The 14,089-nt window shown below is 62.3% G+C and carries 15 protein-coding genes and 1 other RNA gene; 9 read left to right on the forward strand and 7 right to left on the reverse strand.

The features are described 5' to 3' along the window. Positions 1 to 178: 178 nt before the first annotated feature. Positions 179 to 847: a gamma-glutamylcyclotransferase gene (locus RGM2987_RS11640; protein WP_245141036.1), complete on the forward strand. Its 669-nt coding sequence runs from the start codon at positions 179 to 181 to the stop codon at positions 845 to 847. Here the strand turns inward: RGM2987_RS11640 and glpT are convergent. Together glpT and RGM2987_RS11650 are read right to left on the reverse strand one after the other, a co-directional pair. Then, positions 823 to 2,172, reverse strand: a complete 1,350-nt coding sequence (gene glpT, locus RGM2987_RS11645; RefSeq protein WP_245141038.1) for a glycerol-3-phosphate transporter — start codon at positions 2,170 to 2,172, stop codon at positions 823 to 825. The genes RGM2987_RS11640 and glpT overlap by 25 nt on opposite strands. A gap of 277 nt (positions 2,173 to 2,449) precedes the next feature. Then, positions 2,450 to 3,427: an NADPH:quinone oxidoreductase family protein gene (locus RGM2987_RS11650; protein WP_245141040.1), complete on the reverse strand. Its 978-nt coding sequence runs from the start codon at positions 3,425 to 3,427 to the stop codon at positions 2,450 to 2,452. Positions 3,428 to 3,577: 150 nt separating this feature from the next. On the opposite strand from RGM2987_RS11650, the gene RGM2987_RS11655 reads away from it, so the two are divergent. After that, on the forward strand, positions 3,578 to 3,994 hold the full coding sequence (locus RGM2987_RS11655; protein WP_245141042.1) for a flagellar basal body-associated protein FliL: 417 nt from the start codon (positions 3,578 to 3,580) through the stop codon (positions 3,992 to 3,994). A 126-nt stretch (positions 3,995 to 4,120) separates the two neighbouring features. On the opposite strand, the gene RGM2987_RS11660 is transcribed toward RGM2987_RS11655, so the two are convergent. After that, on the reverse strand, positions 4,121 to 4,573 hold the full coding sequence (locus RGM2987_RS11660) for an EVE domain-containing protein (protein ID WP_245141044.1): 453 nt from the start codon (positions 4,571 to 4,573) through the stop codon (positions 4,121 to 4,123). 195 nt (positions 4,574 to 4,768) lie between these two features. Here RGM2987_RS11660 and RGM2987_RS11665 point away from each other — a divergent pair, with 195 nt between their 5' ends. Next, positions 4,769 to 4,915, forward strand: a complete 147-nt coding sequence (locus RGM2987_RS11665; RefSeq protein WP_245141047.1) for a hypothetical protein — start codon at positions 4,769 to 4,771, stop codon at positions 4,913 to 4,915. Between the two features lie 35 nt (positions 4,916 to 4,950). Here the strand turns inward: RGM2987_RS11665 and RGM2987_RS11670 are convergent, their stop codons facing one another. The 4 genes from RGM2987_RS11670 to RGM2987_RS11685 form a co-directional block, all read right to left on the reverse strand. After that, the gene (locus RGM2987_RS11670) at positions 4,951 to 5,556 is read right to left on the reverse strand and encodes a 5-formyltetrahydrofolate cyclo-ligase (RefSeq protein ID WP_245141050.1); all 606 of its coding nucleotides are present in this window, start codon (positions 5,554 to 5,556) and stop codon (positions 4,951 to 4,953) included. A 115-nt stretch (positions 5,557 to 5,671) separates the two neighbouring features. Further along, positions 5,672 to 5,851, reverse strand: a non-coding RNA gene (gene ssrS, locus RGM2987_RS11675) — 6S RNA. A gap of 30 nt (positions 5,852 to 5,881) precedes the next feature. Then, the gene (locus RGM2987_RS11680) at positions 5,882 to 6,199 is read right to left on the reverse strand and encodes a cell division protein ZapA (protein WP_030138126.1); all 318 of its coding nucleotides are present in this window, start codon (positions 6,197 to 6,199) and stop codon (positions 5,882 to 5,884) included. Beyond that, positions 6,196 to 6,405, reverse strand: a complete 210-nt coding sequence (locus tag RGM2987_RS11685; protein WP_025216048.1) for a TIGR02449 family protein — start codon at positions 6,403 to 6,405, stop codon at positions 6,196 to 6,198. The genes RGM2987_RS11680 and RGM2987_RS11685 overlap by 4 nt, the downstream gene beginning before the upstream one ends. Positions 6,406 to 6,534: 129 nt before the next feature. On the opposite strand from RGM2987_RS11685, the gene RGM2987_RS11690 reads away from it, so the two are divergent. The 6 genes from RGM2987_RS11690 to RGM2987_RS11715 all read left to right on the forward strand — a co-directional run bounded on the left by RGM2987_RS11690 (position 6,535) and on the right by RGM2987_RS11715 (position 14,006). After that, positions 6,535 to 7,089, forward strand: a complete 555-nt coding sequence (locus RGM2987_RS11690; protein WP_245141052.1) for a YecA family protein — start codon at positions 6,535 to 6,537, stop codon at positions 7,087 to 7,089. Positions 7,090 to 7,116: 27 nt separating this feature from the next. Next, positions 7,117 to 8,451: a Xaa-Pro aminopeptidase gene (gene pepP / locus RGM2987_RS11695; RefSeq protein WP_245141054.1), complete on the forward strand. Its 1,335-nt coding sequence runs from the start codon at positions 7,117 to 7,119 to the stop codon at positions 8,449 to 8,451. Continuing rightward, positions 8,448 to 9,635 carry a 2-octaprenyl-6-methoxyphenyl hydroxylase gene (gene ubiH, locus RGM2987_RS11700; RefSeq protein ID WP_245141057.1) on the forward strand — a complete coding sequence of 396 codons (1,188 nt, stop codon included), beginning with the start codon at positions 8,448 to 8,450 and terminating at the stop codon, positions 9,633 to 9,635. Before pepP ends, ubiH begins: the two co-directional genes overlap by 4 nt. A 67-nt stretch (positions 9,636 to 9,702) precedes the next feature. Next, positions 9,703 to 10,920: a 2-octaprenyl-3-methyl-6-methoxy-1,4-benzoquinol hydroxylase gene (locus RGM2987_RS11705; protein ID WP_245141094.1), complete on the forward strand. Its 1,218-nt coding sequence runs from the start codon at positions 9,703 to 9,705 to the stop codon at positions 10,918 to 10,920. Between the two features lie 247 nt (positions 10,921 to 11,167). After that, positions 11,168 to 12,172 (forward strand): extracellular solute-binding protein, encoded by a 1,005-nt coding sequence (locus RGM2987_RS11710; RefSeq protein WP_245141059.1) that lies wholly within the window; start codon positions 11,168 to 11,170, stop codon positions 12,170 to 12,172. A gap of 217 nt (positions 12,173 to 12,389) precedes the next feature. After that, entirely contained in the window at positions 12,390 to 14,006 is a 1,617-nt protein-coding gene (locus RGM2987_RS11715; RefSeq protein ID WP_245141062.1) for an iron ABC transporter permease, read from the forward strand. Positions 14,007 to 14,089 lie beyond the last annotated feature (83 nt).

The raw sequence follows: 14,089 nt of genomic DNA on the forward strand, positions 1-14,089 counted from the left end.
CAAGCTCCCTCGCCACGGTTGTTTATAACCCTCTATATTTCGTATCGGTATTTAGGCTCTCGGATGAATACCGATAACGTATATAGGCGCGCCATGGCATCTAACTTGCCTTGTTCCTGCCAAACGTCAGCAGCCTGACGCGCCAAGCCACTGAACCGCGAGCCAAACGCTACCGGCCATGACCGCTATCGAATCCGCCATTACCTGTCCCCTCTATCCTCCACGCCTAGACATGGGGCCACGGCTGACCCGTGAGCAATTGCTCGCCTCGATGCAATCGACCATGAGCCTGCACCAGGGCGGGCCGGTCTGGCTGTTCGCGTATGGTTCATTGATCTGGCGGCCCGAATGCACGGCGGTGGAACGGGTGCGCGGTCGGGTCCATGGGTATCATCGCGGTTTGTACCTGTGGTCCCATGAACATCGCGGCACTCCGGAAATGCCGGGGCTGGTGTTCGGGCTGGATCGCGGCGGTTCGTGCAGTGGGTTTGCCTACCGCTTGCCGGAGGAAAACCTCGAGGATTCGCTGTTTGCCTTGTGGCAGCGCGAGATGCCGGTCCCGTCCTATCGTCCTCACTGGCTCAGTTGCCGTCTCGAGGATGGCAGCCGGGTGCAGGCCTTGGGATTTGTACTGGAACGACACCTGCCCAGCTATGCCGGCAACCTGCCGGACCATGTGCTGAGCCAGGTGTTCGAAAGCGCTTGCGGGCGGTTCGGCACCACTCGCGATTATGTCGAGCAGACCATCCACGCCCTGCGCAGCCACGCCATGCCAGACCGGAATCTGGAGGCGCGGCTCAAGCGCTGCAAGTCAGCGCTGGATCAGGCCACCGCTTCGCGGCTCTGACTGGCAACTTGCTTGTGCCACAGGGTTGGCGCGAGGAAGGCCATTGCCAGCAGGCAAGCACCGACCAGCAGGACAAAGCCACCGTCCCAGCCAAAGTGGTCGACGGTGTAGCCCATGGCGGCACTGGCCGCGACCGAGCCACCCAGGTAACCAAACAGACCGGTGAAGCCTGCGGCGGTGCCGGCGGCTTTCTTCGGTGCCAGTTCCAGGGCTTGCAGACCAATCAGCATGACCGGGCCGTAGATCAGGAACCCGATGGAGACCAGGGCGATCATGTCCACGGTGGGGTTGCCGGCCGGGTTCAGCCAGTACACCAGCGTCGCCACGGTCACCAGGGCCATGAACACCATGCCGGTCAGGCCACGGTTGCCGCGGAAGATCTTGTCCGACATCCAGCCGCACAACAGCGTGCCGGGAATGCCTGCCCACTCGTAGAAAAAATAAGCCCAGGAGCTCTTGTCCACGGTGAAGCCCTTGGCTTCCTTGAGGTAGGTGGGCGCCCAGTCCAACACGCCGTAGCGCAGCAGGTAGACGAACACGTTCGCCATGGCGATGTACCAGAGCATTTTGTTGCGCAGCACGTACTTGACGAAGATTTCCTTGGCGCTGAATTCGTTCTCGTGGCTGGCGTCGTAACCTTCAGGGTAGTCGTTCTTGTACTTCTCGATCGGCGGCAGGCCTACCGATTGCGGCGTGTCGCGCATGGTCACGAAGGCAAACACTGCAACAGCGAGCGCTACGGCAGCGGGTACATAAAATGCCGCGTGCCAGTCATTAAACCAACCCATTCCCAGCAGGAACAGCGGGCCGATCAGGCCGCCACCGACGTTATGCGCCACGTTCCATACCGACACCACGCCGCCGCGTTCCTTCTGCGACCACCAGTGCACCATGGTCCGGCCACTGGGCGGCCAACCCATGCCCTGGGCCCAGCCGTTGATGAACAGCAGGATGAACATCATCGTGACGCTGGACGTCGCCCAGGGCGCGAATCCGAAAATGAACATGACGCCTGCCGACACCAGCAGGCCGAATGGCAGGAAGTAGCGCGGGTTGGAGCGGTCGGACACCAGCCCCATCAAGAACTTCGACAGCCCGTAGGCGATGGCGATGGCTGACATCGCCAAGCCCAACTCGCCACGGCTGTAACCCTCGTCGATCAGGTACGGCATCGCCAGTGAAAAGTTCTTGCGCAGCAGGTAATACCCGGCATAGCCGATGAAAATCCCGGCAAAGATCTGCCAGCGCAGGCGGCGGTATGTGCTGTCTATTTTTTCTTCAGGCAGTGACGCCTGATGTGCGGCAGGGCGAAAGAAGGCAAACATTCAAGGAGCTCCAGATTCTTGTTATGACTGCGGATGCGAATGTTACAGTTTCGTTACCGAAAATAGCATTGCTTCTCATCGCTTAAACAGCGGAATTTTTACTGTGGATGTTCTTAAGCGAACATTTCGTTCAGACGCAGGAGGTGGCGTTGTAGGAAAACGTCGGCCAGGTTTTTGCGAAGGCGCGTAGTGAGGCGAAGGGCTGGAGGGGGTGGCGAGTGGTTGCGGATGCGTGCGATAGCGGTCCGGCGCAGGATGCCCGGACCGCCATGATGTTTCAGCGCACCTGCACGACCACTTTCCCCACGGCCTTGCGCTGACCCAGGTCGTTGATTGCCTGGCCTGCGTTTTCCAATGGGTAAACCTGCGAGACCAGCGGCTTGAGCTTGCCTTCGCTGAACCAGCCGAACAACTGCTGGAAATTCGCGGCATTGTCCTGGGGTTGGCGCTGGGCGAAGGAACCCCAAAACACGCCCATCACCGCGGCGCCCTTGAGCAGGGCGAGGTTGACCGGCAGCTCAGGAATGCGCCCGCTGGCAAAGCCGACCACCAGCAGCCGGCCGTTCCAGGCAATGGCACGGATGGCCTGGTCGAACAGGTCGCCGCCCACTGGATCGTAGATCACATCGGCACCCTGACCATCGGTGAGGCGTTTGATTTCGTCCTTGAGGTTGTTTTCGCTGTAGTTGATCAGCTCATCGGCCCCGGCCGCCTTGGCAACCGCGAGTTTTTCGGCGCTGCTGGCGGCGGCGATCACCCGTGCGCCCATGGCCTTGCCGATTTCCACCGCCGCCAGCCCGACCCCACCGGAGGCGCCCAGCACCAGCAGCGTTTCGCCAGATTGCAGATTGGCCCGTTGCTTGAGCGCGTGCATCGAGGTGCCATAGGTCATGCTGAATGCCGCGGCGGTGTTGAAGTCCATGGACGGTGGGATCGGCAGCACGTTATAGCCGGGCACCGCCACCTGTTCGGCAAAACTGCCCCAGCCGGTCAGCGCCATGACCCGGTCGCCGACTTTCAGATGGCTGATCTTTTCACCGACGTCGCTGACCACCCCCGCCGCCTCGCCGCCCGGGGAGAACGGGAAGGGTGGCTTGAACTGATATTTGCCCTCGATGATCAGCGTGTCAGGGAAATTCACCCCGGCGGCATGCACGTCCAGCAGTACTTCGTTCTTCTTCGCGATGGGGCTGGCGACCTCTTCCAGCACCAGCGATTCGGCGGGGCCGAATTCTTTGCACAGCACGGCTTTCATCAGGGCTATTCCTTTGGGAGTGATGGCCGATAAGTGTAGGTGTGAGAGTCAACGGGTCAACGAGCATGCCCCGCCCTGATAGCCGGCCATAAGCTTGTGCTTGAACGGCGGGGCGGTATGCTGGGCCGCAAACCGGATGAGGAGTCAAATGTGAAAGCGTGGATCGTGTTGATGCTGGCCCTGTCGGTGCCGGCAGCAGTAATGGCCGAAGAGGCCAAGGAAGCCAAAGAGGGCGAGGCACCGAAAGTCAGCTACATCACGCTCAGCCCGCCATTTGTAGGCAACTACGGCCTGGACGGCACGGCGAAGCTGAAGGTCTACAAGGCCGATGTGGCCTTGCGTGTGACCGGCGACGCCGCGGTTGCGGCAGTGAAGGCCAACGAGCCGCTGATTCGCAACCAGTTGGTGGCGTTGTTCTCGCAGCAGACCAGCGAGACGATGAATAGCCTGGAGGCCAAGGAAAAGCTGCGTCAGGAAGCGTTGAAGCAGACCCAGCAGGTGATGAACGACGAGACCGGCAAGCCGATGGTGGATGATCTGTTGTTCAACAACTTGATCATTCAGTAGGTTTTTTGCTGTCTGGTCGGGCCTATTCGCGAGCAAGCCCGCTCCCACACTGAATCTCCGTTCACTGCAGATCCCCCTGTGGGAGCGGGCTTGCTCGCGAAGGCAATCTGAAGGGCGCCGATGAATCTAGGGCTTTAGCGCAACCACTGCCGCCCACTGCTGCGCCGTCACCGGCATCACCGACAGTCGAGAGCCTTTCTGCACCAGCGGCATTTCGGCCAGAGCGGTTTGCTGTTTGAGGAAATCGAGCTTCAGCACACGGGTGAAGGTTTCGACATGGGCTACATCGATGGCGGTCCAGGGATTTTTTTCCGCGGTGGCCTTGGGGTCGAAGTAGTGACTGTCGGGCTCCAGCGCCGTGGGATCAGGGTAGGCCGCACGAACGATCTGCCCGATGCCAGCGATGCCCGGCTCGGGGCAACTGGAGTGGTAGAAGAAAAACGAGTCGCCTACCGCCATGCCCCGCAGGAAATTGCGTGCCTGGTAATTGCGAACCCCGTCCCAGCGTGCCTGGCCGAGCTTTTCCAGGCCTTGGATGGACAGTTCGTCGGGCTCGGATTTCATTAGCCAGTAGGCCATGACTTCTACTCCTTGGCGGTGTAGTTAAAAATAGTTCAGCGATTTTATGACAAACCGACAGTCGGTTGACGCCAGAGTTTGCGTGTCGTCGCAGGTTGCCGCAAAATGCCGGCCTTCCAAGCTTGACGCTGCTGCACGGCCAATAAGAAAACCGCTGCTGTCATCGTGTGTGATATGCCTTGAGGGGGGCAATCGATGAAACGCAAACCGGATTTGTTGTGGATTCTGGTCATTCTGTTCGGCCTGGGTGTCGTGACCACGGGTTACGCCCAAAGCCTTTGGGCCAGCAAGACTGACGCACCCATGGAAATCACCCAGCCTGCGCCGTCGCTTAAACGCTGAGCCCGTGTTCCTGGCGCCGCTGATAAGTGCGGCGTCTATCCTGCGATATACCAGCGCCTGTCGCTGACCGTTCCCTGTAGCGGCACGTCCCAGCTTGCCTGCGCCAACCGTTCGACTTTCTGGCATTCATGGGCCAGCCCCAGCAGCGTCGGCTTGCGCCATTGCCTGCGCCGTGCCAGATACGCCAGGCTGCGGTCGTAGAATCCGCCGCCCATGCCCAACCGGCCTCCCGCGTCGTCAAACCCCACCAGCGGCAACAACACCAGATCCAGTGCCCAGACCTTGCGTTGCCGGGCGATGTTTATTTGTGGTTCGAGGATGCGAAAGCGATTAGGGCGCAGCTTTTCGCCGGGGCGGATGCGTTGGAAAACCATTTTGGTCTGCGGCCAAGGGCTGAGCACCGGCAGATAAGTGGCCTTGCCCCGGCGCTGGGCGGCGCGCAGCAGCAGGCGCGGATCGATTTCGCCGTCGTTGGGCAGGTACAGGGCGATATGCCGCGCACGACGAAACAACGGATGCTGGGCCAGTTGCCGATAGAGACCGTAGGCGGCCTGTTTCTGCTGGGCGGGCGTCAGCGCGCGACGGGCCTGGCGCAGCAGGCGGCGAAGTTGCGGGCGGGACAGTGGCGCAGGTTCGGTCATATCGAGGCTTCACGCAGTGGCGATGCCCACAGCGTAACCGTAAACCGGCGCGCTCAGGAACGTCTGCGCCAGAAACGACAATGCCAGTCCGTATGGACTGGCATTGTCTGGTATCAGGCTCCCCGGATGAACCGCTGTCGGCTTAGCCCTTGAACCCGAAAGTTCAAGGTGGAAGTTGCAGGGGGCGTTAAGGCTTTCCGTCAAGCGGACATGCACACCGGCCCCAACGTGCAACCCCCGTGGTTGTGCGTATCGGCTCAGGGACATCACCAACTGGCAAGCACCCCAGGGAGTGACGCAAGTATACCCCAGGCAATCTCTCGAATCAGCCCTTGCTGACGTCCGGATCAGTGGCGAGCACCAGATCCACTCGTTCGAGCAGGTCGCGCACCTGTTCGCGGGTCGAGCCGCTGACCTGCAAGTCCGGCGTATCCTGGCGATGCAGCAGGTCGTGGGTGATGTTCAGGGCGGCCATCACGGCGATGCGGTCGGCGCCGATGACTTTGCCGCTGCTGCGGATCTCGCGCATCTTGCCGTCCAGGTAACGGGCGGCGCTCACCAGGTTGCTGCGCTCCTCCTGGGGGCAGATGATCGAATACTCTTTGTCGAGGATCTGCACGGTAACGCTATTGCTTGAACTCATGAGTCTTGCTCCAGGGCCTTGAGGCGCGAAATCATCGATTCGACCTTACGCCGGGCGATTTCGTTTTTTTCAATGAGGTGCGCGCGTTCCTCGCGCCAGGTTTTTTCCTGAGCTAATAAGAGTCCGTTCTGGCTTTTAAGTTGCTCGACCCGGTCAATTAACAATTCGAGTCTGGCCATCAGCGCTTGCAGGTCGTTGTCTTCCATTGTGTCCACTGAAGATTGTGTCTGATGGGGGATGAGGGTCGCACAGCCTCTGATAGTCTTGGCGAGTCTGTCGATGTAGGATACAAGGCCTCCATTCTAGACATAGCGCCGTCTGGCGCCTAGCTGCCCATGCCCATTCAGAATTCCCCGTACCAAGCATTCGCCACCCTGCTGAGCACCAGCGGTCATCCTGTCTCGCCTGCCGAACTGCACGGCCTGTTGCTGGGTCGCAGTTGCGCCGGCGCCGGTTTTGATGCCGAAGGCTGGCTGGCCGACGCCGCCGAGCTGCTGGAAGGCGAGCCGGCGGACAACGTTCGTAACGCGCTGATCGGCCTGCAGGAAATGGTCAAGGGCGAGTTGACCAGCGACGACATGACCGTCGTCCTGCTGCTGCCCACCGACGATGCGCCGCTGGCCGAACGTGCCGCTGCGCTGGGCCAGTGGTGCCAGGGCTTCCTCGCCGGCTTCGGCCTGACCCGTCGCGAATATGCGCTGAGCGACGAGGCCAAGGAAGTGTTGCAGGATCTGGCCGCGATCTCCCAGGTCCAGGACGCCCTGGAAGAGTCCGATGATGGCGAGAGCGACTACATGGAAGTGATGGAATACCTGCGGGTCGCGCCGTTGCTGCTGTTCACCGAGACCAAGAAAACCGCTGAACCGGCCGCCAAGCCGTCCTTGCACTGATCGCTTGAAAGGGAACACCGTCTGCCCATGATCCATATCCCGAAATCGGAATACAGCCGTCGCCGCAAGGCCCTGATGGCGCAGATGGAGCCCAACAGCATCGCAATCCTGCCCGCCGCCGCCGTTGCGATCCGCAACCGCGACGTCGAGCACGTCTATCGCCAGGACAGCGATTTCCAATACCTCAGTGGTTTTCCCGAGCCGCAGGCGGTCATCGTGCTGATGCCCGGTCGGGCCCATGGCGAGTACATCCTGTTCTGCCGCGAGCGCAACGCCGAGCGCGAACTGTGGGATGGCCTGCGCGCCGGTCAGGAAGGCGCGATCCGTGACTACGACGCCGACGACGCATTCCCCATCACCGATATCGACGACATCCTGCCAGGCTTGATCGAAGGTCGCGACCGGGTGTATTCGGCCATGGGCAGTAACCCGGAATTCGACCGGCACCTGATGGAATGGATCAACGTGATCCGCTCCAAGGCCAACCTTGGCGCCCAGCCGCCGAACGAATTCGTTGCCCTGGATCACCTGCTCCACGACATGCGCTTGTATAAGTCGGCGGCAGAGGTGAAGGTGATGCGTGAAGCCGCGCGGATTTCCGCCCAGGCGCATATCCGGGCGATGCAGGCAGCACGGCCGGGGCTGTATGAATTCAGCCTGGAAGCGGAGCTCGATTATGAGTTTCGCAAGGGTGGGGCAAAAATGCCGGCCTATGGTTCGATCGTCGCGGCGGGGCGCAACAGCTGCATCCTGCACTACCAGCAGAATGACGCGCCGCTCAAGGATGGCGACCTGGTCTTGATCGACGCCGGTTGCGAGATCGATTGCTACGCCAGTGACATCACCCGTACCTGGCCGGTCAACGGCAGGTTTTCGCCGGAGCAGAAGGCGATCTATGAAGTGGTGCTGGCGGCCCAGGAAGCGGCATTCGCCGAGATCGCGCCCAACAAGCACTGGAACCAGGCCCATGAGGCAACGGTCCGGGTCATCACCGAAGGGTTGGTGCGCCTGGGTCTGCTCGAAGGCGAGGTGGACGAATTGATCGCCAGCGAAGCCTACCGTGCGTTCTACATGCACCGCGCCGGGCACTGGCTGGGCATGGACGTACATGACGTCGGCGAATACCGGGTCGGTGGCGAGTGGCGGGTATTGGAAGTGGGCATGACGTTGACGGTTGAGCCGGGCATCTATGTCAGCCCGAACAACCGCAGCGTCGCGAAGAAATGGCGCGGCATTGGCGTGCGCATCGAGGATGACGTGGTAGTGACCCGAACCGGTTGTGAAATCCTGACCCGAGGCGTGCCGAAGACGGTCGCCGAAATCGAGGCCCTGATGGCCGCTGCGCGGACAGACGCGGCATGAGCCGGGTCAACCTGGCAATCATCGGCGGTGGCCTGGTTGGCGCGAGCCTGGCTTTGGCCCTGCAAGCCGGCGCCAAGGCGCGGGGCTGGAAGATCATGCTGATCGAGCCTTTCGCCCCCGGCGATGCCTGGCAGCCGAGCTACGATGCCCGGTCCTCGGCGCTGTCCTATGGCGCGCGGCAGATCTACCAGCGCTTGGGTGCCTGGCAGGAAATCTCCCGGCGCGCCGAACCGATCAAGCAGATTCACGTGTCCGATCGCGGGCGGTTTTCCACGGCGCGCCTGTCGGCCATGGAAGAAGGCGTTCCGGCACTGGGCTACGTCGTGGAAAACGCCTGGCTCGGCCAGTGCCTGTGGCAAGGCCTGGACAAAGAGGTGGTCAGTTGGCGCTGTCCGGCCCAGGTCACTCGCATGGAGCCTCTGGTCGGCGGTTATCGCTTGACCCTCGACGATGAAACCATCCTCGATTGCGATCTTGCCGTGCTGGCGGACGGCGGCCGCTCCGGCCTGCGGGAACAGTTGGGCGTCGGCGTGCGCAACCGGCCGTATGACCAGAGTGCGTTGATCGCCAACGTCACGCCCAGCGAGGCGCACAACGGCATGGCCTTCGAGCGCTTCACCGATGACGGGCCGATGGCCTTGCTGCCGCTGCCGGAAAACCGCTGCGCCCTGGTCTGGACTCGCCAGGGCATGGACGCGCAGCGGTTGGCGGCCCTCGATGAGCGGAGTTTTCTCAGCGAACTGCAGGGCGTCTTCGGTTATCGCCTGGGTACGCTGAAGCAGGTCGGCGTGCGGCACCTGTATCCGCTGGCGCTGGTAGAGGCTGAAGAACAGGTTCGTCCCCATCTGGCAATCCTCGGCAATGCCGCCCACAGCCTGCATCCGATTGCCGGGCAGGGCTTCAATCTGTCCCTGCGCGACGCACAGGCCCTGGCCGATGCCTTGCTCGAGAGTGACAGCGAGCCGGGGGATTTCGCCGTACTCCAGGTGTATCGCGAGCGCCAGCGGCTGGACCAGACCCTGACCGTAGGCTTCTCCGACCAGGTTACGAGGCTGTTCAGCAGCAATCTGCCGCTGGTGTCCCTGGGCCGCAATCTCGGCCTGCTGGGCCTCGACCTGTTGCCGCCGGCCAAGCGCTGGTTCGCCCGCCAGGCCATGGGGCTGGGGACGCGCCCGGATGCTTGAACGCGGCGCTGGATTTTCTTTTCATGGGCGGCAAACACCGCCCGCAAAACAGGCTTAAAGCATGGAATTGCGTGCAGATCTGCTGATTGTCGGCGCCGGTATGGTCGGCAGCGCCCTGGCGCTGGCCCTACAGGGCAGTGGCTTGCAAGTACTGCTGCTCGACGGCAGCCCGATGAGCGTCAAACCGTTCGATGTCCAGGCTGCGTTCGAGCCGCGGGTCAGTGCCCTGTCTGCCGCCAGCCAGCGAATTCTCGAACGCCTGGGCGTGTGGGAGGGGATTACCGCCCGACGCGCCAGTCCCTACACCGACATGCACGTCTGGGACGGCAGCGGCACCGGGCAGATCCACTTTTCGGCCGCCAGCCTGCATGCCGAGGTGCTCGGACACATCGTCGAGAATCGCGTGGTGCAGGATGCTTTGCTGGACCGTCTGCATGACTGCGACCTCGGCCTGTTGGCCAATGCACGGCTGGAACAGATGCGCCGCTCCGGTGACGACTGGCTGCTGACCCTGGCCGATGGTCGTACTTTACGGGCACCGCTGGTGATCGCCGCCGACGGCGCGAACTCCGCCGTGCGCCGGCTGACGGGCGTCGCCACCCGCGAATGGGATTACCTGCACCACGCCATCGTCACCAGCGTGCGCAGCACCCAACCCCATCGAATGACTGCCTGGCAGCGTTTCACCGACAACGGTCCGCTGGCGTTCCTGCCGTTGGAGCGCGATGGCCAGAAGGATTGGTGCTCGATCGTCTGGTCCACCACGCCCGGCGAGGCACAGCGCTTGATGGCGCTTGAGGACGGTGAATTTTGCAGCGAGCTGGAGCGGGCTTTTGAAGGTCGGCTCGGTAGCGTCCTGGCCGCCGACCCGCGCCTGTGCGTGCCACTGCGCCAGCGCCACGCCAAGCGCTACGTGGCCGAAGGGCTGGCGCTGGTCGGCGATGCGGCCCACACCATTCACCCGTTGGCCGGGCAGGGGGTGAACCTGGGTTTCCTCGACGCCGCCGTGCTGGCCGAAGTGCTGTTGCAGGCAGCAGAGCGGGGTGAGCGGCTGGCGGAGGTGAAGGTGTTGAGCCGCTACGAGCGCCGCCGCATGCCGCATAACCTGGCGCTGATGGCGGCGATGGAAGGTTTCGAGCGCTTGTTCCAGGCCGATCCGTTGCCGGTGCGCTGGTTGCGCAACACCGGGTTGAAGCTGGTGGATCGCATGCCTGAAGCCAAGGCGCTGTTTGTGCGTGAGGCGCTGGGGTTGATCGGGGATCTGCCGGAGCTGGCCAAGGCCTGAGACCTGGGGTGAGGCTTATGGCCTCATCGCGAGCAAGCTCGCTCCCACAATGGATCTTCAGCGAACACATAATCTGTGCCCGACAGAGAACCCTGTGGGAGCGGGCCTGATCGCGATAGGATCACCCGGTTACCACGCCATCCCCTTATTGCAACATTTGGAAATGTGTCCGCCCACTGTTCGATTGAGAAGCCAAATGTGAGTCCTTATCATTTGCGCACTTTCACCGTCCGAGAGACCGCTCCCCATGTTGGCACCCAAGCGCCTGCTGTCCGCCCTCGCCTTGACCCTGATCGGCTCCACGCTCGCCCAGGCCGCCGACGAGGTGGTGGTCTACTCCTCGCGTATCGATGAGTTGATCAAACCGGTCTTCGATGCCTACACCAGGAAAACCGGCGTAGCGGTGAAGTTCATCACCGACAAGGAAGCCCCGTTGATGCAGCGGATCAAGGCCGAAGGCGAAAATGCCACCGCCGACCTGCTGCTCACCGTCGACGCTGGTAACCTCTGGCAGGCTGAGCAGATGGGGATTCTCCAGCCGTTCAGCTCGCCGGTGATCGACGCCAACATCCCGCCCCAATACCGCGCCTCGTCCCACGCCTGGACCGGCTTGAGCCTGCGGGCGCGGACCATTGCCTACTCGACCGACCGGGTCAAGCCGGGCGAGCTGAGTACCTACGAAGCCCTGGCAGGTGACGCATGGGAAGGCCGCCTGTGCCTGCGCACCTCGAAGAAGGTCTATAACCAGTCCCTGACCGCGACCCTGATCGAAACCCACGGCGCCCAAAAAGCCGAGGAGATCCTTCAGGGTTGGGTCAGGAACCTGTCCACCGACGTGTTCTCCGACGACACCGCGCTGCTTGAGGCGATCAACGCCGGGCAATGCGACGTCGGTATCGTCAACACCTATTATTACGGCCGCCTGCACCAGCAGAAGCCGGACCTGAAGGTCAAGCTGTTCTGGCCGAACCAGGCGGATCGCGGCGTGCACATCAACCTGTCGGGCATCGGCCTGACCCAACATGCACCGCATCCGCAAGCTGCAAAAAAGCTGGTGGAATGGATGACCACGCCTGAGGCACAAAGTATCTTCGCCGACGTGAACCAGGAATTCCCGGCCAACCCGAACGTCGCGCCGTCCAAGGAAGTGGCTGCCTGGGGGACGTTCAAGGCTGACACCTTGCCGGTGGAAGTGGCCGGCAAGCGCCAGGCCGAGGCCATTCGCATGATGGATCGGGCCGGCTGGCGTTGAGTCTTTCCCACAAACGCAGGCAACACAAACATAGGGATTTGAAATGATCCTGTGGCGAGGGAGCTTGCTCCCGCTGGGCTGCGTAGCAGCCCCTGTCCTGCGAGCATTCCGCACTGGAGCGCCTGTCCGGTCAAGCGCAAGCGAGCTGCTTCGCCACAGGTGATTCCATGCAGCTCCACGCCTAACATGGGCACATTGACCTGAACGAGCGTCCCCCTTGACCCACACCGTCCAACGCCGCTGGTATCCGCTGGCCTTCGTCATCGCCGCGTTGGTGCTGCTGCCCCTGAGTGTCCTGCTGCTGTCCTGGCAAAGCGTCGATCAACAGATCTGGTCCCACCTGTGGGACACGCAAATGCCACGGCTGCTGGGCAACACGCTCACGTTGATCATGGGTGTGGGCGTTGGCGTGACATTGCTGGGGGTCAGCCTCGCCTGGCTTACCAGCCTGTGTGAGTTCCCGGGCCGGCGTTGGCTCGACTGGGCGTTGATGCTGCCGTTTGCGATCCCGGCCTACGTGCTGGCGTTTGTCTTCGTCGGCCTGCTGGATTTCGCCGGCCCGGTGCAAACCCTGCTGCGTGAAGGGTTCGGCAACGACCTGCGCCTGCCTCGGGTGCGGTCCACGGGCGGGGTGATCCTGGTACTGGTCCTGGTCTTTTACCCTTATGTTTATCTGCTGGCGCGCACGGCATTCCTGGCCCAGGGCAAAGGGCTGATGGAAGCGGCCCGGGTGCTCGGGCAATCACCCTGGCAGGCGTTCTGGCGCGTGGCCCTGCCGATGGCCCGGCCAGCCATTGGCGCCGGCGTGGCGTTGGCGCTGATGGAGACCCTGGCGGATTTCGGCGCGGTATCGGTGTTCAACTTCGATACCTTCACCACCGCCATCTACAAGACCTGGTACGGCTTCTTCAGTCTTTCCAGTGCTGCGCAGCTGGCCAGCCTGCTGCTGCTCGCGGTGATGCTGGTGCTGTATGGCGAGCGTCGGGCCCGTGGTGCCCAGCGCGCCAGCAACGAACGTCCACGGGCCCAGGCCTTGTACGTATTGCGCGGGCTCAAGGCGCTGGCGGCCAGCGCTTGGTGCTTGCTGGTATTCGCCTGCGCATTTGTCATCCCCATGGTGCAACTGGTGGTGTGGTTCTGGCAGCGCGGTCGCTTCGATCTGGACGAGCGTTATGCCGGGCTGATTGCCCACACGCTTTACCTGGGAGGGCTGGCGGCGCTGATCACCGTCTGCGTCGCCTTGCTGCTGGCGTTCGCAAGGCGCCTGGCGCCGACCCGTCCGATTCGCGCCGCAGTGAGCCTGGCGAACCTGGGGTATGCCTTGCCCGGTTCGGTGTTGGCGGTGTCGATCATGCTTGCGTTCAGCTATCTGGACCGTGAGCTGGTGATCCCGCTGTCGACCCTGTTCGGTGGTGCGGGCAAACCATTGTTGCTAGGGAGCCTGTCGGCGTTGCTGCTGACCTATCTGGTGCGCTTTATGGCCGTGGCCTACGGCCCGCTGGAAAGCAGCCTGGCGCGCATTCGCCCATCACTGCCTGAAGCTGCGCGGAGTCTAGGGGTCAGTGGGCCGCGATTGTTTTTCAAGGTGTATCTTCCGTTGCTGTTACCCGGCACGTTGAGCGCGGCATTGCTGGTGTTTGTCGATGTGCTCAAGGAAATGCCCGCGACCTTGCTGATGCGTCCATTCGGCTGGGACACGCTGGCGGTGCGGATCTTCGAAATGACCAGCGAAGGGGAGTGGGCCCGGGCCGCGCTCCCGGCGTTGACGCTGGTACTGGTGGGACTGGTGCCGGTCATCGGATTGATACGACGTTCAGCCCATCAAAACAGTTAGGTGCCAGTCCTACATCGTGCGGCTACAATGCGCGGCATTCGGTGCGGTCCGTCTGTCGGACGTGCGCACCTTCGCCAAGCCCG

Source organism: Pseudomonas sp. RGM2987, assembly GCF_022952855.1.
Taxonomy (GTDB): domain Bacteria; phylum Pseudomonadota; class Gammaproteobacteria; order Pseudomonadales; family Pseudomonadaceae; genus Aquipseudomonas.